Source organism: Herbaspirillum sp. GW822-FHT03A08, from assembly GCF_058801885.1.
In genome coordinates, this window is the sequence record NZ_JBXANR010000006.1 from 426118 (window position 1) to 445066 (window position 18949).

The following is an 18949-nucleotide window of genomic DNA, read 5'->3' on the forward strand; positions in this document are numbered from 1 at the left end:
AACACGTGAGGCATCTTCGATATAGTTCTATTTTCAGATCGCCAATACCGTAAGCGTCAATATGAGCGCCAGCAGCAAGGCCGGCTTGCCCGTACGCAGCACCGAGTGCGGCGCATAGCAAAGCTGCAGCACCAGCAGCAGGGCGGCGATGGTCATGGTGCCGAGCCAGGTGACCGGGCCGATGCCCCAGCCGCTTTCGCGCACGCAGATGATGAAGGCGACCGTCAGCGCCAGCGTGCCGAGCCAGCGGCCGCGCTTGCGCAGCAGTGCGCTCGGTTCGGCGCCGCGGCCGTGGATGTCGGCGTAGTGGCGGTCCATCGCCAGGCTCAGCGCTACCCACGCGCTGTAGGCGAGCGATAGCGTTGCCAGAAAAGGCAGGGGGATGAAACTCATCACGCGGCCTCCTGCAACCTGGCGCTGTCGGCATCAGTATCGGCATCATTGTGCTGATGCGCTTTGCCGGCTTTCTTCGTTGTCTTTTTCTTGCGTCCCAGATGCCAGGCTGCACACGCCAGGCCAATGCCCAGCGCCAGCACCGTGAGATCAAAACCGGCAACCGGCCAGGGACCTTGCGCCATGAACAGCGTCACACCCAGATGCGATGAAGTCGTGAAAACATTCAACACCGGGATGCCCATGAAGAGCAGGGCGCCGGTCCACAATTGCCATTGCCACATGCGGCGGTCGGGACGGATCTGCGCCAGCACGGCGGCGATGCCCCAGGCGATGAAGAACCAGTTCATTTCGGCGTCGGGACGTTTTTCCATCGCCACCGGCAACAGACGGTTGGCCCAGAAGTAGGTTGCAAACGCAATCGGTAAGCCGGCGATGGCGCCGATGTTGAGCGCTTCAACGAGACGCAGGCCGAAACCCGTGCGGCCGCCTTGCGCCAGTTTCTTGGCGTAGCCCTGGCGTGTCTTGACCGCCCATAGCAGCGCACCGGTGGCGACCATCGCGCAGCCTGACAAGCCGCACAAGAAGAAAAGGGCGCGCAGCAGCGGATTGGCGAAGTGGCCGAGATGCAGGCCGTACAGCACGCCGCGCGTGGCGTTGGCGCCGCCGGGATTTTCACCGTCGCTGCTCATGAGTGCGCCGGTGACGCCGTTGAATTGCATCGAGGGCTGAATGTAGTTCAGCCCCTTTTCTTCGCGGCGCCGGATCTGGATGGTCGCATTGGCGTCTCCCGGATGGTTGATCGTGATGCCGACGGCGGGCATGCCGTTCCAATGCTGTCCGGCTTGTGTCAGGAGTGGTTGCAACGGCGTCAGCGCTGCCTGTCTTCCTGCTGCCTTGCCATTCTTGGCGCTCGGGAAGACCTCCGAGAAGAAGCTGTCCTGATCGCCCTTGTAAGCGGTCTGTATGCCCCAGGGCATGTACATGAACATCAGCGTCACCAGCCCGGTGTAGGTGATCATCAGATGATAGGGCAGGGCAAGTACGGCGGTGGCGTTATGGGCGTCAAGCCAGGAGCGCTGGCCCTTTTTCGGACGGAAAGTGAAGAAGTCCTTGAAGATGCGCTTGTGCGTGATGACGCCGCTGACGATCGCCACCAGCATGAACATCGCGCAGAAGCCGACGATCCAGCGCGCCCATAGCGGCGGCATGTAGTGCAGGTCGAAGTGCAGGCGGTAGAGGAACTCGCCGCCGCGCGTCTCGCGCACGTCCGGCATCTTGTCGCCGGTCAGCGGATCGATGACTTCGGTGGTGAACTTGCCGCGTGTTTTCGGCGGCGCATCCTTGGGCGGCGGACTGATCCAGCCGATGCGCAGGGCGGTGCTGCGTTCCACCGGCAATGTGATGAACCAGCGCGTGGCGTCGGGTGCCTTGCGTTGCAACGCGCTCAACGCCGTTTGCGCGGCCTGGTCGTTGGTGACGGCCGTGCTGTGCGAAGCGTGCAACTCGGGCTTCATCCACAGCGTGATCTCTTCGCGGAAATAAGATGCGGTACCGGCGCAGAACACGAGGAACAGCACCCAGCACACCAGCAGCCCCGACCAGGTATGCAGCCATGCCATCGATTGGCGGAAACCTTCTCTCATGCCATGCTCCGTTGCATCATCAGCAGACCCATGCTGAGCACTGCGCCCGGCAGCACGATGCCGGCCCACGCGCGCCACGCCGTGCGCGCGGCGAATACCCATAACACCGCGCAGCAAAATACGATAAAAGACAGCAGCGTGGCAGTGATCACCGCTTCTGCAGGAGCCATCGGCAACACGATGGCGAGCAGGGCGGCGGCCGTCGCGGAGAGCGCATAGCCGCCGGCGATGGCAGCCACGGCGCGCGAAGCGACGGCAAAGCGATAACGTAGTGCAGGATTCAGGTTCATTGTTCAGTAGCGGGTAGGGCAGTCGGGCGGGTGTGCGCAGTCTGCTTGCGGTCTGTCGAGCGGGACCGACGATAGACAAGGGTTGGTATTGCCAGACAAGGGCGAAGAATTTCTAGATGATAACAATTCTTATTTCAATTGTCACCTTTCACCCATGCAAGGCCGGATTCAGGAACAAGCGTGGAATACGTGTGGAACCAATGTTGCAGATTCCTGCTTCACCGCAATTTGTGAAACAATGCCGCATCAATCATTCGGCCGGATCACCGGCGACCCCTTCCCCAATTTGCCATGACGGACTCTCTGGACAGCACTGCCCACGGCGCCGATACGCCCTCCACCTTTGCCGAACTCGACGCCCTGATCCGCGCCAACTACGCCGACATGCGGCCGCAGTTCCAGGCCGGCGCCGCCTTCCTGCTCGACAATCCCGGCGAAGTCGCGGTGTCGACCATGCGCGCGGTCGCCGCGCGTGCCGGCGTGCAACCGTCGACGCTGGTGCGCTTGTCGCAATACCTGGGTTTTCCCGGCTGGGGCGAATTGCGCGCATTGTTTGTCGAACGCCTGGCCGTCACGCCCAAGGCCTACGCTTACAAGGCGCAGAGCCTGGTCAAGCGCAACAACAGCGACATCCTGATCGAAGAAATCTTCCAGGCTCAGCGCGCCAACCTCGATGCTTCCGAACCGAAGAACGCCGATGAATTGCTGCGCGCCGCCAGGACGCTGACCAAGGCGCGCCACGTGCATATCGCCGGCTTTCGTGCGGCGTATTCGGTGGCCTTCATGCTGGAGTACCTGTACCGCCTGTTCCGCCCGAGCGTGACGCTGATCAAGGGCACCGCCGGTTCGCTGGCGATGGAGCTGCGCGCCGTCACAGCGCAGGATGCGACCATCGTGATCAGCTTCGCGCCGTATTCCATCGAAGCGGTGCAAGTCGCCGAAGCCGCCAAGCGCGCCGGCAGCAAGCTGATCGCGCTGACCGACAGCGCCGTCGCACCGGTGGCCTTGCAGGCCGATCACACCATCCTGTTCTCGCATGAAAGTCCCTCGTTTTTCCCCTCGATGGCCGCGGCTGTTGCCGTTGCGGAAAGCCTGATCGAACTGGTGATTTCACTTGACGACGACAAGGCCGTCAAACGGCTGGAGCAGGCCGAGGACGAGCTGTACCAGAGCGGCGCCTATGTGAAGGCCGGCAGCAAGTAATCTTGTCCCGCCGGATCACTCTGCAACAGTTGTTGCAATACTAAACCTCTTCCATTTTCTTCTCGCTGTCGTCCCGGCGCATGCCGGGACCCAGTGACGTTCGGCGCTCTCCCGGTACTTCGGCAAGACGCGGGATCCCGGTCTGCGCCGGGATGACGGCCACGAATGCTGTTGTCCTCGGTCGACGATGGCCATCGGACTTCGGCATGTCAAAAAGCGATTCTCCGGCAAGTCCGATTTGGTGCGCGCATCTCTTGCGTTGCACCAAAAAATGCATATAAAAATAATTATGCAACAAACGTTGCAAAAGCATTTTATTCAATTTATAGTTGGCCCAACCTGAATTCCCGCACCTTGAATTTTTGCCTGAGGCCAGTTCCATGACACACGTTTTCCATCGCTATCCGAAACAAACCATGCCTGTTGCCAAAGCCGGCGTCGGCATGGAGCTGATCGACAGCAACGGCAAGCACTACATCGACGCCTGCGGCGGCGCCGCCGTGTCCTGCCTCGGCCACGGCCATCCGCGCGTGATCGAAGCGATCCGCAAGCAGATCAACGAACTGGCGTATGCGCACACCTCGTTCTTCACCACCGAGGTTGTGGAAGAGCTGGCCGACAACCTCAGCGCCTCGGCTCCCGGCGATCTCAACCATGTCTACTTCCTGTCGGGCGGTTCGGAAGCCATCGAAGCCGCGCTCAAGCTGGCGCGCCAATACCATGTGGAAACCGGGCAAAAGAGCCGCCGTCACTTCATTGCGCGCCGCCAGAGCTATCACGGCAACACCCTGGGCGCGCTCGCCATCGGCGGCAACGCCTGGCGTCGCGAGATGTTCCTGCCGCTGCTGGTGCCGTCGCATCATGTCGCACCGTGCTACGCCTACCGCGATCAGCTGAACGGCGAATCAGATGCACAATACGTGCAACGTCTGGCGGATGAGCTGGAAGCGAAGATCCTCGAACTCGGCGCCGATCAGGTCGCGGCCTTCGTTGCAGAAACCGTGGTCGGGGCCACCGCCGGCGCAGTGCCGCCGGTCGGCGATTACTTCAGGAAAATCCGCACCATCTGCGACAAGTACGGCGTGCTGCTGATCCTCGACGAAGTCATGTCCGGCATGGGCCGCACCGGCCATCTGTATGCCTGTGAAGAAGACGGCGTCACGCCCGATATCCTGGTCATCGCCAAAGGCCTCGGCGCCGGTTACCAAGCCATCGGCGCGATGATTTCCAGCGACCGTATCTACAACGCCGTAGTCGGCGGCAGCGGTTTCTTCCAGCACGGCCACACTTATATCGGCCACGCCACCGCCTGCGCCGCTGCGCTTGCCGTGCAAAAGACCATCAAGGATGAGCAGCTGCTGTCCAACGTGCAGGCGCGCGGCGAGCAACTGCGCGCCACGCTGCGCAGCGCTTTCGCCAATCATCCCAACGTCGGCGATGTACGTGGCCGCGGCCTGTTCGTCGGCGTCGAACTGGTTGCCGATCGCGACAGCAAGCAGCCGCTCGATCCGGTAAAGCGCACTCACAGCCGCGTCAAGAGCGAGGCCATGGCGCGCGGTCTGCTGGTCTATCCGATGGGCGGCACCGTTGATGGCCGCCAGGGCGACCACATCCTGATCGCGCCGCCTTTCATCAGCACCGCAGCAGACATTGATCGCATCGTCGAACGGCTTATTCCGGCAGTCGATGCTGCACTGGCCTGAGGCCACTTACCCACACAGACACTCACAGACACACCGGCAGCATCCATCTAATACATCAGGAGAGGAAACGACATGAAACGACTCACCCTACCGCTGCTTGCACTGCTATCCGCATTGGCCGGGCTCACCATCGCCCATGCCGCCTATGCTGTCGATACCGGCCTCGGACCGACGCTGCAAAAAATCAAGGACGGCAACGTCATCGCCATCGGCCATCGCACCAGTTCGATTCCGTTCTCCTACTACGATGAAAACCAGAAGGTCGTCGGCTACTCGCAAGACCTCTGCAACAAGGTCATTGACAGCGTCAAGGCCAGGCTGAACATGCCGAATCTGGAAGTGCGCATGATCCCGGTGACTTCGCAAAACCGCACGCCGCTGCTGCAAAACGGCACCATCGATCTGGAGTGCGGCGTCACCAGCAACCTCAAGGATCGCTGGCAGCAAGTCTCCTTCAACACCACCTTCTTCGTCGCCAGCAGCCGCATCCTCACGCGCAAGGACAGCGGCATCAAGGACTTCCCCGACCTGGCCAACAAGGCGGTCGTGACCAATGCCGGCACGACGTCGGAACGTCTGCTGCGCACGCTTAACGAGCGGCGCAAGATGAACATGCAGATCCAGAGCGCCAAGGACTACGGCGAAGCCTTTCTGATCCTGCAATCGGGCCGCGTCGCCGCCTACGTGATGGACGACATCCTGCTGGCCGGCGCGCGCACCACGGCGCAAAAGCCCAACGACTGGCTGCTGACCGGCACGCCCTTCGGCGCCGAACCCTACGGCTTCATGGTGCGCAAGGACGATCCGCAATTCAAGCAACTGGTCGACGGCACGCTGAGCGGCCTGATGAAGAGCGGCGAGATCAACCGCATGTACGCCAAGTGGTTCACTTTCCCGATTCCCCCGAAGAACATCAGCTTTAACTTCCCGATGCCGGAAGACGTGAAAAAGCTCTACGCCAATCCCAGCGACAAGCCGATGGATTGATGTGCCGCGAGGATAGGTCGTTTACGCAAACCAACCCTTGGCCGTCATCCCGGCGCAAGCCGGGATCCAGTGTCTTGACGAATGTTGGTGCGACGCCGGGTCCTGACTTTCATCAGGACGACGATGGTGTTTGAGGCCGGAAGAACATTCGTCATTTAAACCGTCATCCCGGCGAACGCCGGTACGACATCCGGCCTGACTGCAGCCCCTATACTGAAGAACCGGAACCAGTTGGAGTAAGACCATGACGCAAGCACGCCTGCCGGCATTCGATCCGGCTCACGCCACGCCGCAACAGAAAGCGCTGCTGGACGATATCCTGTCCGGTCCGCGCGGCAATCTCAACGGCCCGTTCGTGAGCTGGATCCACAGCCCCGAGCTGGGTCAGCTGGCGCAAAAGCTCGGCGCGTATTGCCGCTACGACACCGGCCTGCCGTTACGCTTGTCGGAGCTGGCGATCCTGGCGACGGCGCGCGAATGGCAATCGCAGGCGGAGTGGTACATCCATCTGCCGATTGCGGTCGAAGCGGGTTTGCCGGCGGCGGCGGCGGAACAGATCCGTCTCGGGCAGACGCCTGCGTTTGAAAAAGAAGACGAGCGCGTGGTCTGGTCGTTTGCCACCGAGCTCTACCATCACAAGCGCGTCGCCGACGCGACTTATGCGCGGGCAGTGGAGTTGTTCGGTCTCAAGGTGGTGGTCAACCTGATCGGCCTGCTCGGTTATTACGCACTGGTAGCGATGACGCTCAACGTCTTCGGCATGCGCGCCGAGGGCCAGACGTCGCTGCCTTTCCCCGAGCCGCCGCAAGGCTGACCGCCTGATTTCAGAAAAGCCGAGAAAACATCATGGACTACCGCTGGAACTGGAGCGTCTTCCTCCATCAGGCTGCCGATAACCAGACCTACGTCGACTGGCTGCTGTCGGGCCTGTCGATCACGCTGGCGCTGGGTTTGTCGGCGTGGCTGATCGCGCTCACGCTCGGCACCTTGCTCGGCATCCTGCGCACCTTGCCCAATCGCTGGCTGAGCGGCATCGCTGCGGCGTATGTCGAGCTGTTCCGCAACGTGCCGCTGCTGGTGCAGATCTTCATCTGGTATTTCGCGATGCCGGAGATCCTGCCGTTCGGCATGGGTGATGCGATCAAGTCCATGAGTCCGCTGGCGCAGCAATTCACGACAGCGATGCTGTGTCTGGGATTTTTTACCGCGGCGCGCGTCTGCGAGCAGGTGCGCTCCGGCATCCGCGCTCTGCCGCCGGGACAAAAGAACGCCGGTCTCGCGATGGGTTTCACGCTGGGGCAGACGTATCGCTACGTGCTGCTGCCGATGTCGTTCCGCATCATCCTGCCGCCGCTGACGTCGGAGTTTCTCAACATCTTCAAGAACTCCGCCGTTGCCTCCACCATCGGACTGCTGGAACTGGCCGCGCAAGGACGCCAGCTGGTCGACTACACCGCGCAGCCATATGAAGCCTTCATCGCCGTGACGCTGACCTACATGCTGATCAACATCACGGTCATGACCTTGATGCGCTGGCTGGAAGGGCGCGTCGCCTTGCCCGGCTTTGCCGGCAGCAAATAAAAATCACGGGAGACGCGACACATGAGCTACCAATTCGACTTCAGCGCAATCACCCCGGCCGCCGTCCAGGTGCTTGGGCACGGCATGCTGATCTCCTTGCAGATCACCGCGACGGCGATCGCCTTCGGCATCGTCTGGGGCACGCTGCTGGCAATGATGCGGCTGTCGTCGTCGAAGCCCCTGCAATGGTTCGCCACCGGCTACGTCAATCTGTTCCGCTCGATACCGCTGGTGATGGTGCTGCTGTGGTTCTTCCTGATCGTGCCGCAATTGCTGCAGAAGGTGTTCAAGCTGTCGGCCTCCAACGACTTGCGCATGACTTCGGCGCTGGTGGCGTTTTCCTTGTTCGAGGCGGCTTATTATTCCGAGATCATCCGCGCCGGCATCAAGAGCGTGGCGCGCGGCCAGCTGGCGGCGTCGTTTGCGCTGGGGCTGACTTACATCCAGACCATGCGTCTGATCATCCTGCCGCAGGCGTTTCGCAACATGGTGCCGCTGCTGCTGACGCAAGGCATCATCCTGTTTCAGGATACCTCGCTGGTCTATGTCAGCGCACTGGCCGATTTCTTCGGGCGCGCCTATACCATCGGCGAACGCGACGGCCGCATCATCGAGTTGCTGTTCTTCGCAGGCGCGGTTTATTTTGTGATCTGCTTCAGCATCTCGCTGCTGGTCAAACGCACCGTCAAGTCATAAGTCCGTCAATCAGTATCCGCGCTCGCGGTCGTACAGATGCGGCACGGGCAGACCGTTTTCGATGGCATGGATTACGGCCGCTGCCTGGCGTGCACGTTCACGGCGCGAAGGCGTCGCCGCGCCATGCGGGGTGACGATGATGCGCGGGTGATTCCACAGCGGCGAATCGGCCGGCAGCGGCTCGACGGCAAAGACATCCAGCAAGGCCGACGACACCTGACCCGACTCCAGCGCTGCCAGCAAATCTTCCGTCTGCACGTGCGTGCCGCGTCCGACGTTGATGATCGCCGCACCGGGCGGCAGCTGCCGCAGCAGATCGGCGTTGATGATGTCGCGCGTATCCTCGGTATCCGGCAGCAGGCAGATCAGAATATGGGTGCGCGCCAGAAAAGCGCCGAGCTGATCCGCACCGGCATAGCACTCGATCCGTTCAGCCGTGCGCGGCGAACGCGCCCAGCCGGCGGTGATGAAACCCAGTTGTGCATGCATCTGCGCGCACGCCAGTCCCAGCGCACCGAGTCCCATGATGCCCACGCGCGTCTCTACCGCAGTGCGCGGCGTGGCGAATTCCTTCCATTCGCGCCGCGCCTGCTGCGCGATCATGCGCGGCATATCCTTGAGCAGCATCAGGCTGCTCATCGCGGTGAACTCCGCCATGCGCTGCACGGTGTCGTCGGTCACCATGCGGATGACGGGCACGGCAGCCGGCAACCTCGGGTCGGCCAGAATATGATCGACGCCGGCAGCGCTGCTGATGACGGCTTTCAGGTTCGGGTAACCGGCAATGCGTCCCGCTTCCGGTTGCCAGACCAGCACGTATTCCACTGCGCGGGGATCGATGCCCGGATCATTCCACCAGCGCACTTCCACTTCCGGTGCGAACTCGCCGAAATTTTCCTGCCATTCCGCCACGGCATCGACGCCCCCCGATTTGACCAGCAGCACGGGCCGGCGGGAATTGCTTGACTGATTCATGCGGATTCTCCCGACACGCTCGGGACATGCATCGGCCGTCGCAACGCCGGATCGAAAGGATTGATGCGCTTGCTCAGGGCCTCGGCTTCGCGCTTGAGGATCTGCACCACCGTCGGCAAACGGTCATCGCTCAGGCGCGACGTCAGCGTACCGATGCTCAGCGCCGCCACGATTTGTCCGCTGCAATCGAAGATCGGCACCGCCAGGCCGGCCATGCCGTCGAGCAGGCCGGCATTGCGCGCGGCGTAGCCGTTCTGGCGCACGCGCTCAATTTCTGTCCGCAGATAGACCTCATCGAATACGCCGAACTCGCGGATGCGCGGCAAGTTGTAGCGGATCACTTCATCGCGTTCCGCTTCAGGCAGGAAGGCGAGGATCGCCAGCGCGCCTTGTCCCACACCCAGCGCCACCCGCCCGCCGATGTCGCCGGTGAAGGCGCGGATAGGGAAGGGACCGTCCACGCGATCCACGCACACCGCATCGAAACGCGAACGCACCAGCAAAAACATGGTGTCGCCCAGGCTGCCGCACAACCGCAGCAATACCGGCCGGCACAGCGCGCGCAAATCCCAGCCGTTGCCGGCGCGCGCCGCCAGGCTGAACAAGTCCATGCCCAGCCGATACAGCTTGCTGCGCTCATCCTGCTCGACCATGCCTTCATTGACCAGCGATTGCAGCAGGCGATGCGTAGTGCCTTGCGTCAGCCCGATGTCCTTGGCGATTTGCGTCACGCGCGTGCCTTGTGCTGGTGCAGCGGCCAGCGCGCGCAAAACCGCAAAGGTGCGTTGCACGCCGTTGGCGGGGAGAGTGGTTTCGTTGCTCATGTCGATAAATGGAATGGTTGCAGCCGTCTTGAGCAATGTATTTCACTCAACGGAATAAGTAATAAAAATATCCTGTTTGATGAAATACGATAGCAGAATTGGCAAGGAAATTGCATGACGATTGCAATAACTCTAGCAATTCGGATACCTGCCGCAACACCGGCTAGCGTCTCCGCAGATCATTCTGGAAAGGACTTGCCATGTCGTTCCTCACGCTGACCAATGTCAGCAAGTTTTATGGAGATACCCAGGCGGTATCGTCTTTCAACCTGAGCGTGGAGAAGGGCGAATTCATTTCGCTGCTCGGTCCCTCCGGTTGCGGCAAGACCACCACCTTGCAGATGATCGCCGGTTTCGAAAGCGTCAGCGGCGGCCGCATCGAACTGGACGGTCGCGACATCACGCACGCCAAGCCCAACACGCGCGGCCTCGGCATCGTGTTCCAGACGTATGCCTTGTTCCCGCACATGACGGTCGAGCAGAACGTCGCCTTCGGTCTGGAAATGCGCAAGATTCCAGCCGCCGAACGCCGCGACAAAGTTGCGCAGGCGCTGGCCCTGGTTCATCTGGAAAAACACGGCAAACGCTACCCGCGCGAAATGTCCGGCGGCCAGCGCCAGCGCGTGGCTCTGGCGCGCGCCCTGGTGATCCAGCCGCCGGTGCTGCTGCTGGATGAACCCTTATCCAACCTCGACGCCAAGCTGCGCGAAGAGATGCAGTTCGAGCTGCGCGACATCCAGCGCAAGGTCGGCACCACCACCATCATGGTGACGCACGATCAAAGCGAAGCGATGTCCATCAGCGACCGTGTGGTGGTGATGGAGGCCGGCCACGTCACGCAGGTCGACCGTCCGCTCAGTGTGTATGAACATCCGGCCAACCGCTTTATTTCCACCTTCGTCGGCAAGGCCAATCTGCTGGACGGCAGCGTGCTGCGCCAGGCAGGCGATCATGCGGACATCGACGCCGGCGGCATGACGCTGACGCTGGAAGCGGTCGACAGCGGCTTGCGTCCCGGCGCACAGGTGTTGCTCGGCCTGCGTCCTGAAAAAATCAAATGCGTCGCCGCAGGCAGGGGACGTTGCGACGGCCAGGTCAGCCAGCGCTTCTTTCTCGGCAGCCAGTGGATGTACAGCATCGTCACGCCGCTGGGCGAACTCACGGTGCTGATTGCCAACGACGGCGCCGACATGCTGGAGCCGGGGCAGAGCATCGGCATCGACTGGAACGATCACAGCCTGCGGCTGGTCTCGGCCAATCGCACTACGGCGTCCGGCGCTGCGGCTGCTGCAGAGGCTGCCTGATGAGCGCCATCTCAACCGCCTCCGCCGCGACATCGGCGGCACCTCCCGTGCAGAAGGCTGCGAGCAATCGCAGCCTGCCATGGTTCATGTCGGCCCCGGCCATCCTGCTGTGCAGCGTGATGCTGCTGGTGCCGCTGCTGCTGACCGTGCTGCTGTCCTTCAACGCCTTTGACGCCGACACCGGTCCCAAAGCCGGCACCTTCACGCTGGAACATTACCGCGCGGTGCTGACCGATCCCTATTACTACGAAATTTTCTGGCGCACCTTCCGGATCTCCGGCCTGGTGACGCTGATCTGCATCGCCGTCGGCACGCCCGAGGCGTACATCCTCAACCGCATGCGCAAGCCGTGGCGCTCCATCATGCTGCTGGTGGTGCTGGCGCCGCTGATGATTTCCGTCGTGGTGCGCGCTTTCGGCTGGAGCATGCTGCTGGGGCCGGAAGGCCTGGTCAACGGCGCATTGTCAGCCTTCGGCATCGGCCCTTTCAAGATGCTCTACACCGAGACTGCCATCGTCATCGCGCTGGTGCATGTGATGCTGCCGTTCATGGTGATTCCGGTCTGGACCTCGCTGCAGAAGATCGATCCCGGCGTGGTCAACGCCGCGCTGTCGCTCAATGCCTCGCCGACCACCGCACTGCGCCGCATCGTGCTGCCGCAGATCATGCCGGGCGTGCTGTCGGGCAGCCTGATCGTGTTCGGTCTGTCGGCCAGCTCGTTCGCGATTCCCGGTCTGCTGGGCGGACGCCGCCTCAAGATGATGGCCACACTGATTTACGACGAATACCTGCACGAACTCAACTGGCCGCTCGGCGCCGCCATCGCCTTGCTGCTGCTGCTGGCGAACCTGGCGATCATGCTCGGCTGGAACCGTATGATCGAACGCCGTTACAAGAAAGCATTGGGGTGAGCACATGACCAGAAACGGACCGATTGCATTACTGTTCAATGCGCTGGTGATCAGCTTCATGCTGGCGCCGATTCTGGTGGTGTGCGTGATCGCCTTCACCCCGGAAAACACCCTCACCATCCACGGCCCTGAACTCTCGCTGCGCTGGTTCAAGGCGGTGTTCGAGTATCCCGATTTCGTCAGCTCGTTCTGGAACAGCCTGTGGTTGGGATTGTCCTCTGCGACCATTGCCACCGTCATCGCGGTGCCGGCCGGCATGGCGCTGATCCGCTATCCGAATCGCTGGAGCGGTTTGCTGCAGGGCCTGTTCCTGTCGCCGCTGATCATTCCGCATCTGGTGCTGGGCGTGGCGCTGCTGCGTCTGTTTACGCTGATCGGCGGCGCCGGCAGTTTCGGCTGGCTGATCCTTGCGCACGCCTTGGTGGTCACGCCTTACACCATGCGGCTGGTGATGTCGGCGCTGATCGGCTTCGACCGCAGCGCGGAACACGCGGCGTTGTCGCTGGGCGCGAGCAAGACCACGGTGTTTTTGCGCATCACTTTGCCGATGATCTTGCCCGGCATCACCGGCGGCTGGTTGCTGGCTTTCATCAACAGCTTCGATGAAGTGACGATGTCGATCTTTGTCACCTCGCCGTCGACCGTCACGCTGCCGGTGCGCATGTACATGTACGCCACCGAATCCATCGATCCGATGATGGCAGCCGTGTCGGCGCTGATGGTGGCGATCACGGCCGGGGCCATGATCATCCTGGATCGCGTCTACGGACTCGATCGCGTATTGGTGGGGCGCTCATGAACAGCGCCGCACTTCGTCCGCAATTCTTCCGCGTCGCCGAGCAGGCGCGCGCGCCCGTCTCTTTCGTCCTCGACGGCAAGCCGGCTACCGCACTGGAAGGCGATACCGTGCTCACCGCGATTCTGCTCACCGCCGGTCATGTGCGCCGCAATGAATTCAGCGGCCAGCCACGCGCCGGTTTCTGCATGATGGGCGCTTGCCAGGACTGCTGGGTGCAAACCGTCAGCGGTGAAAAGCTGCGCGCTTGTTCAACCTTTATCCGCGAAGGCATGCAGTTGCTGACCGCAGCAGAAGTACGTGGAGAGCAGCCATGAGCAAACTCAGTCCCGTCATCGTCGGCGCCGGTCCGGCCGGCGTGCGCGCCGCGCAGACGCTGGTGGCTCACGGCCTGCGTCCCATCGTACTCGACGAAGCGCCGCGCGCCGGCGGCCAGATCTACCGCCAGCCGCCGCCGGGCTTTTATCGCAGCAAGAAAAAACTCTATGGCTTCGAGGCCGGCCGCGCTGACAGCATCCATCAGGATTTTTCCGCGCTGCTGCAGCAGATCGACTATCGTCCGCACACGCTGGTGTGGAATGCGCAGCCGGAGGTGATCGACATCATGAACACCGCCACGCTGGCCGCCGACAGCATCGCCTGGCAAGACATCATCGTCGCCACCGGCGCAACCGATCGCGTGTTGCCGGTGCCAGGCTGGACCATGCCAGGCGTCTACACGCTGGGCGGTGCGCAGGTCGCGCTCAAATTTCAGGGTTGCGCCATCGGCCGCCGCGTGGTGCTGGCCGGCACCGGGCCGCTGCTGTATCTGGTGGCGTATCAATACGCCAAAGCCGGCGTCCAGGTTATGGCCGTGCTGGACAGCAGCAGCCTGTCCGACCGCATCGCCGCGCTGCCCGACATGCTCGGCCAGCCGGTGCTGCTGATGAAGGGCATGTATTACCTGGCCTGGCTCATGGCGCACCGCATTCCGCTGAAGACGCACGCGCGCTTGCTGCGCGTCGAAGGCGACGAACATGTGCGCGCGGTTGTGTGGCGGCGCGAGAGCATGACGGAAGAATCCGGCGCAGACGGCGAACAAATGATCGAATGCGACGCGCTCGGGTTTGGTTACGCGCTGCGCTCTGAAACACAACTGGCCGATCTGCTCGGTTGCCGCTTCGGTTTCGATTCCGTGCAACGCGCCCACCTGCCGGAGCGCGACACGGCCGGACGCAGCAGCGTGCCGGGCGTCTATCTCGCCGGCGACGGCGCCGGCATCATGGGTGCGGACGCGGCGGAACTGGCCGGCGAGCGCGCCGCCCTGGCGCTGCTGCAGGATCGCGGCGTGCAGATCGATACCGTGCGCGCCGACAAGCTGGAGCACCGTCTGGCGCGCATCGCCGCATTCCGCAAAGGACTGGAGCGCGCATTTCCCTTCCCGCACAAGTGGGCGGAACTGGCCGACGACAAACTGATTGTCTGCCGTTGCGAACAAATCAGCGCCGGCGAATTGCGTCAGGCCGCGCGCGACAACAACGCGCAGGAAATGAATCGCCTCAAGGCACTCACGCGCATCGGCATGGGCCGCTGCCAGGGCCGCATGTGCAGCAGCGCGGCGGGCGAGATTCTGGCGCACGCATGCAGCATCCCGCTGGCGCAAGCCGGACGCTTGCGCGGACAGGCGCCGATCAAGCCGGTGCCGATCGGCATGCACGCATTGAAATCTGCGCCGGCGCCGGTCTCGGTATCGCCTTCCGCGCAACAGACGGCTTCGGTCTTTCATGTTGCTCTCGCAGCGGGAGAGGACGAATGAAATCTCACGTAACCACCGACATCAACGCCGGCCCCAAACGCTTGTCTGCCGACGTACTCATCGTCGGCGGCGGCATCGTCGGCACTTCGGCCGCGCTCGCACTCGCCAAGGCCGGACGCAAAGTCGTCTTGCTGGAGCGCGACCTGTGCGGCTCGCGCTCCAGCGGCATCAATTACGGCGGCGTGCGTCGCCAGGGCAGGTCGGTGTCGCAGCTGCCGCTGGCGCAGCGCGCGCATCGCATCTGGGAAGGCCTGAGTGATCTCATCGGCATCGACGGCGAATACGTGCGCAGCGGCCACTTCAAACTAGCGCGCAGCGCTGCCGACATGCAGGCACTGGAAGCCTATGCCGAGCTCAGCAAACCGTTCGGACTTGGTATCGAACTCATCAGCGGCGAGCGTCTGCGCCGGCAATGTCCATGGCTGGGCGGCGCGGTGGTTGGCGGGTCGCTTTGTCCCGAAGACGGCCAGGCCAATCCGCGCCTGGTGTCGCCTGCGTTTGCGCAGGCGGCGCAACGTGCCGGCGCGCACATCATCGAACGGTGCGAAGTGCGCGAAGCCGGTTACGACGGCACGGCGTTTTCGGTGCGCGCCGAACTGAATACCGGCGAAGGCCGCCAGTCGCTGCAGGTGCGTGCGGCGATGCTGATCAATTGCGCCGGCGCCTGGGCCGGCAAGCTGGCCGAAGCCTTCGGGGAGGCCGCGCCGATGTTCAGCGGCCATCCCAACATGGCGGTGACTGAGCCGATTCCGCATTTTTTGCCGTGGAGTCTGGGCGTGGAAGGCGGTTCGATATACTGCCGCCAGGTCAGCCGCGGCAACGTCGTGCTCGGCGGCGGTCGCGGTTACGCACAGGATGAAAACCGCGCGCGCTCATCGCATGACGCCATCCTCGCGCTGCTGCCGCAGGCGGTGGACTTGTTGCCCGCCCTGCGCCATGTGCACATCATCCGCACCTGGAGCGGCGTCGAAGGCTACCTGCCCGACCGCCAGCCTATCCTTGGACCGAGCAGCACGCAGGACGGCCTGTTCCACGGCTTCGGCTTCTGCGGCGCCGGTTTTCAGATCGGACCGGCGGCCGGTGAAGTCCTTGCCGACCTTGTCATCCACGGCCGCAGCGACATTCCTATCGACGCATTTTCCATCCGGCGTTTTCAATCCACTCTTCCCGTTGCAGATTTCAACCTCGCTTCCGAACCAGAAAGGAAAATTCAATGATTTCGCTTTCACCTTCTTTCGTCCGCCATACCTGTACTACAGCAGTCGTCACTGCACTCTCGCTGCTGGCGATGAGCAACGCGGCGCATGCTGCCGATCCCAAGACGCTCTATATCGGCATGAACGGCGGCAACATGGAAAAGACCTACACGCAATTCGTGTTCGGTCCCTTCGAGCAAAAGAATAACGTCAAGGTGGTGGTGGTGCCGGGCGGTTCTTCCGACATTCTGGCCAAGGCGCAGGCCGCCAAGGACAAGCCACAGATGCACCTGATGTTCCTCGATGACGGCGTCATGTACCGCGCCATCGGCATGGGGCTGTGCGAGAAGCAGAAACCCAATCCCAATCTCGCCGGCATCCTTCCGGTCGCGCACATCAAAGGCGACATGGCCACCGGCGTCACCATCAGCATGACCGGCCTGGCCTACAACACCAAGGTCTACGCCGACAAGGGCTGGGCGCCGCCGACGTCGTGGCTGGACATGGCCGATCCCAAGCTGAAGGGCAAGGTGGTGTTCCAGTCGCTGTCGTCATCGACCTTCGGCCTGCACGCTTTCCTCGCCTTCAACAAGCTGAAGGGCGGCACCGACAGCAACGTCGAACCGGGCTTCACCGCCTGGCCGAAGACTGTCGGCCCCAACGTTGTCGAATACATCGCCAGCTCGGCCAAGATTTCTGAAATGGCGCAGACCGGCGAAGCCGCCTTGTTCCCGTACACGCCGACGCAAGTCACGATCCTGAAGAGCAAGGGCATCCCGGTCGAATACGTGCATCCGAAAGAAGGCGGCGTGGTGTTGATGGTGGCGCAATGCGTGATCGCCAACAACAGCGAACCGCAACTGGCGCAGGAACTGGCAGCGTATCTTCTGAGCCCGGAAGCGCAAGGCAAGGCGCTGGAAAACGGCAGCTTCAATCCGACCAACACCAAGGTGCAGGTGACCGGCGCCGCAGCGGCGGAGCAGAAGCGCCTGAACGACTACGTGAAGAACTCGCGCAACGTGGATTGGGACGAGGTCAACAAGAATCGCGCGGTGTGGAATACGCGCTGGAACCGGACCATCGAGCGTTAATTTGAGTGCCCATGTGGGCACACATTGTTGCGTTAAATTGTAAGACTGCCCTGGCGACGAAAGTAGCCGGGGCGATGCGTAATTTGTCCGTTCATGTCCGTTCGACAATAGCATTGCAGATTCCTTTCCCGGCACAAACATACGGCAGATGAGGATGCGGTGCATCCATCATTTGCGGTATTTGTTTGGCGCTTTGACAAGAATTCCGGGCTTCACAAAACTATTCGGTAACCTTCCTTGCGCTTGCCCTTCATCTTTACTAGATTGGGTATTCCACCCGAAAAACAGCTAGTCATCACAGCCAGCAAAAACAGCGTACTTAACTGTCTACCCAAGGAGCACAGTAATGAGTCCTGCCGCATCTGCTGTATTGGAAGAACGCTCTGCAAGAGCCTATGCCGGATCGCTCGGCGTTGATATTTCCCCCCGTCCTGAACGTCGCCGCGAGCGTCTCGCCGTTACCCTGATGGAACTTGATCCGCGTGACGTGGTGGATGGCGTGCTGCTTGAGAACGGCATGTTCCTTGCCCCTGACCCGACGCCTGTCGGCGCCATGCGCGAGGTCTGCCTGCATTGCGAGGGCGTGGCGCTGCAACTGGTGTTGCGCCGCCATCATGTCAAACGTACGCACTTGTTCTGCGAGCAATGCACTCGCTGCTACGACGCGGTGTGCGAAGGAGGCTATTCGATACTCGGCATAGTCTGAGCCGATTGCTTTGTCATCACGATAGCGACAGCGGCCTCAGGGCCGCTTTTCTTTTTCCGCGTCCTTGCCTTTTTCCACCTCGGCTTTTACGGCGTTGAGCATGTTGCGCAGATCGCTTTTCATCAATGCTGCACCAAAAAGCGTCGGCACATAAAAATCCGGTGCGATGATGCCCGCGTAGGAGATGCGGGTGCGGACATCATCTCCCGCTTGTTGTAGTTGTTGCGGCTGCTGCGGCTGCACCTCCCAGCGCGCCTGGTATTCGCGCATGTTGCCGCTGACCAGCCGGATGTCGATCGCCTGCATCGGTTGTTCGGTGACGCGCAGCACCAGATCGATGGGTTGCCGGATGAACAGGAACTTGGCGAATCCGTTCTGCGTGACGATGCGCTCATTGCCTTCGCTGGAGGTGACTTGCGAGCGCGACAGATTGGGGACGAATTCGGCTAGCCGGTTGTAATCGGTCAGCACCTTCCAGCTGCGCGCCACGTCGGCATTTACGGTCATCTTCGCCGTCACTTCAAAGAGCGGATAGCCCTTGACGCGGTTCATGCTGACGTCGATGTCGGGCTGAGACTGAGGCAGATCGACGGCTTGCGCGCCGGCGTTGCCGCCGGTCATCCAGAGCAGCACCAGCAGTGAGCAGAGCAGGGAAAGTCGCAAAGGGGTTTCCGGTTGGTTCATCGTTAGTTCATTCATCGGCAAGCGGCAGCTTACGCGAATCCGGTGACGGCGCAATGTCCCGCGAACCTGCCGAGTGGTATCGGTACCATTTTGGCAATGCTAAAATCGCGCCATGACGAAGCCTTCCCTTCACGCCGACCCGGCTATTTCAGCATCCGCACCTGACGC

The 18949-nt window shown here is 61.9% G+C and carries 21 protein-coding genes; 14 read left to right on the plus strand and 7 right to left on the minus strand.

Features of this window, described 5'->3' with window-relative positions:
- Nucleotides 1–33 precede the first annotated feature (33 nt).
- The 3 genes from AC1RN6_RS20545 to AC1RN6_RS20555 are packed head-to-tail and all read right to left on the minus strand — an operon-like array spanning nt 34 to nt 2329.
- Nucleotides 34–393 (minus strand): DUF3325 domain-containing protein, encoded by a 360-nt coding sequence (locus AC1RN6_RS20545; protein WP_493007288.1) that lies wholly within the window; start codon nt 391–393, stop codon nt 34–36.
- Nucleotides 393–2039, minus strand: coding sequence for a PepSY-associated TM helix domain-containing protein (locus AC1RN6_RS20550; protein WP_493007289.1), 1647 nt, complete (start codon nt 2037–2039; stop codon nt 393–395). The genes AC1RN6_RS20545 and AC1RN6_RS20550 overlap by 1 nt, the downstream gene beginning before the upstream one ends.
- Entirely contained in the window at nt 2036–2329 is a 294-nt protein-coding gene (locus tag AC1RN6_RS20555; protein ID WP_493007290.1) for a DUF3649 domain-containing protein, read from the minus strand. Before AC1RN6_RS20555 ends, AC1RN6_RS20550 begins: the two co-directional genes overlap by 4 nt.
- 291 nt (nt 2330–2620) lie before the next feature.
- Here AC1RN6_RS20555 and AC1RN6_RS20560 point away from each other — a divergent pair, with 291 nt between their 5' ends.
- Nucleotides 2621–3532 carry a MurR/RpiR family transcriptional regulator gene (locus AC1RN6_RS20560; protein ID WP_493007291.1) on the plus strand — a complete coding sequence of 304 codons (912 nt, stop codon included), beginning with the start codon at nt 2621–2623 and terminating at the stop codon, nt 3530–3532.
- 40 nt (nt 3533–3572) lie between these two features.
- Here the strand turns inward: AC1RN6_RS20560 and AC1RN6_RS20565 are convergent, their stop codons facing one another.
- Complete coding sequence (locus AC1RN6_RS20565) at nt 3573–3914, minus strand: hypothetical protein (RefSeq protein WP_493007292.1); 342 nt, start codon at nt 3912–3914, stop codon at nt 3573–3575.
- On the opposite strand from AC1RN6_RS20565, the gene AC1RN6_RS20570 reads away from it, so the two are divergent.
- From AC1RN6_RS20570 to gltK, 5 genes are all read left to right on the plus strand, one after another.
- Nucleotides 3913–5235 (plus strand): aspartate aminotransferase family protein, encoded by a 1323-nt coding sequence (locus tag AC1RN6_RS20570; protein ID WP_493007293.1) that lies wholly within the window; start codon nt 3913–3915, stop codon nt 5233–5235. The genes AC1RN6_RS20565 and AC1RN6_RS20570 overlap by 2 nt on opposite strands.
- 72 nt (nt 5236–5307) lie before the next feature.
- Entirely contained in the window at nt 5308–6222 is a 915-nt protein-coding gene (locus AC1RN6_RS20575; RefSeq protein WP_493007294.1) for a glutamate/aspartate ABC transporter substrate-binding protein, read from the plus strand.
- Nucleotides 6223–6466: 244 nt separating this feature from the next.
- The gene (locus AC1RN6_RS20580; RefSeq protein WP_493007295.1) at nt 6467–7036 is read left to right on the plus strand and encodes a carboxymuconolactone decarboxylase family protein; all 570 of its coding nucleotides are present in this window, start codon (nt 6467–6469) and stop codon (nt 7034–7036) included.
- A 32-nt stretch (nt 7037–7068) separates the two neighbouring features.
- Nucleotides 7069–7803 (plus strand): amino acid ABC transporter permease, encoded by a 735-nt coding sequence (locus tag AC1RN6_RS20585; protein WP_493007296.1) that lies wholly within the window; start codon nt 7069–7071, stop codon nt 7801–7803.
- A gap of 21 nt (nt 7804–7824) precedes the next feature.
- A complete protein-coding gene (gene gltK / locus AC1RN6_RS20590; protein ID WP_493007297.1) occupies nt 7825–8499 on the plus strand; it encodes a glutamate/aspartate ABC transporter permease GltK in 675 nt (224 codons plus the stop codon).
- A gap of 9 nt (nt 8500–8508) precedes the next feature.
- Here the strand turns inward: gltK and AC1RN6_RS20595 are convergent, their stop codons facing one another.
- Both AC1RN6_RS20595 and AC1RN6_RS20600 read right to left on the minus strand, forming a co-directional pair.
- Nucleotides 8509–9474, minus strand: a complete 966-nt coding sequence (locus tag AC1RN6_RS20595) for a 2-hydroxyacid dehydrogenase (protein ID WP_493007298.1) — start codon at nt 9472–9474, stop codon at nt 8509–8511.
- The gene (locus tag AC1RN6_RS20600) at nt 9471–10298 is read right to left on the minus strand and encodes an IclR family transcriptional regulator (protein ID WP_493007299.1); all 828 of its coding nucleotides are present in this window, start codon (nt 10296–10298) and stop codon (nt 9471–9473) included. Before AC1RN6_RS20600 ends, AC1RN6_RS20595 begins: the two co-directional genes overlap by 4 nt.
- 200 nt (nt 10299–10498) lie before the next feature.
- On the opposite strand from AC1RN6_RS20600, the gene AC1RN6_RS20605 reads away from it, so the two are divergent.
- The 8 genes from AC1RN6_RS20605 to AC1RN6_RS20640 all read left to right on the plus strand — a co-directional run bounded on the left by AC1RN6_RS20605 (nt 10499) and on the right by AC1RN6_RS20640 (nt 18097).
- The gene (locus AC1RN6_RS20605) at nt 10499–11602 is read left to right on the plus strand and encodes an ABC transporter ATP-binding protein (RefSeq protein ID WP_493007300.1); all 1104 of its coding nucleotides are present in this window, start codon (nt 10499–10501) and stop codon (nt 11600–11602) included.
- The gene (locus tag AC1RN6_RS20610; protein WP_493007302.1) at nt 11602–12513 is read left to right on the plus strand and encodes an ABC transporter permease; all 912 of its coding nucleotides are present in this window, start codon (nt 11602–11604) and stop codon (nt 12511–12513) included. Before AC1RN6_RS20605 ends, AC1RN6_RS20610 begins: the two co-directional genes overlap by 1 nt.
- A gap of 4 nt (nt 12514–12517) precedes the next feature.
- On the plus strand, nt 12518–13312 hold the full coding sequence (locus tag AC1RN6_RS20615; RefSeq protein WP_493007303.1) for an ABC transporter permease: 795 nt from the start codon (nt 12518–12520) through the stop codon (nt 13310–13312).
- Nucleotides 13309–13626, plus strand: a complete 318-nt coding sequence (locus AC1RN6_RS20620) for a (2Fe-2S)-binding protein (RefSeq protein WP_493007304.1) — start codon at nt 13309–13311, stop codon at nt 13624–13626. Before AC1RN6_RS20615 ends, AC1RN6_RS20620 begins: the two co-directional genes overlap by 4 nt.
- Nucleotides 13623–15104 carry an FAD/NAD(P)-dependent oxidoreductase gene (locus tag AC1RN6_RS20625; RefSeq protein WP_493007305.1) on the plus strand — a complete coding sequence of 494 codons (1482 nt, stop codon included), beginning with the start codon at nt 13623–13625 and terminating at the stop codon, nt 15102–15104. The genes AC1RN6_RS20620 and AC1RN6_RS20625 overlap by 4 nt, the downstream gene beginning before the upstream one ends.
- Nucleotides 15101–16321 carry an NAD(P)/FAD-dependent oxidoreductase gene (locus AC1RN6_RS20630; RefSeq protein WP_493007306.1) on the plus strand — a complete coding sequence of 407 codons (1221 nt, stop codon included), beginning with the start codon at nt 15101–15103 and terminating at the stop codon, nt 16319–16321. Before AC1RN6_RS20625 ends, AC1RN6_RS20630 begins: the two co-directional genes overlap by 4 nt.
- A 71-nt stretch (nt 16322–16392) precedes the next feature.
- On the plus strand, nt 16393–17391 hold the full coding sequence (locus AC1RN6_RS20635; protein ID WP_493007375.1) for an extracellular solute-binding protein: 999 nt from the start codon (nt 16393–16395) through the stop codon (nt 17389–17391).
- 346 nt (nt 17392–17737) lie between these two features.
- A complete protein-coding gene (locus AC1RN6_RS20640; protein ID WP_493007307.1) occupies nt 17738–18097 on the plus strand; it encodes a hypothetical protein in 360 nt (119 codons plus the stop codon).
- A gap of 36 nt (nt 18098–18133) precedes the next feature.
- Here AC1RN6_RS20640 and AC1RN6_RS20645 read toward each other — a convergent pair whose 3' ends face one another.
- Complete coding sequence (locus AC1RN6_RS20645; protein ID WP_493007308.1) at nt 18134–18781, minus strand: SRPBCC family protein; 648 nt, start codon at nt 18779–18781, stop codon at nt 18134–18136.
- Nucleotides 18782–18949 lie beyond the last annotated feature (168 nt).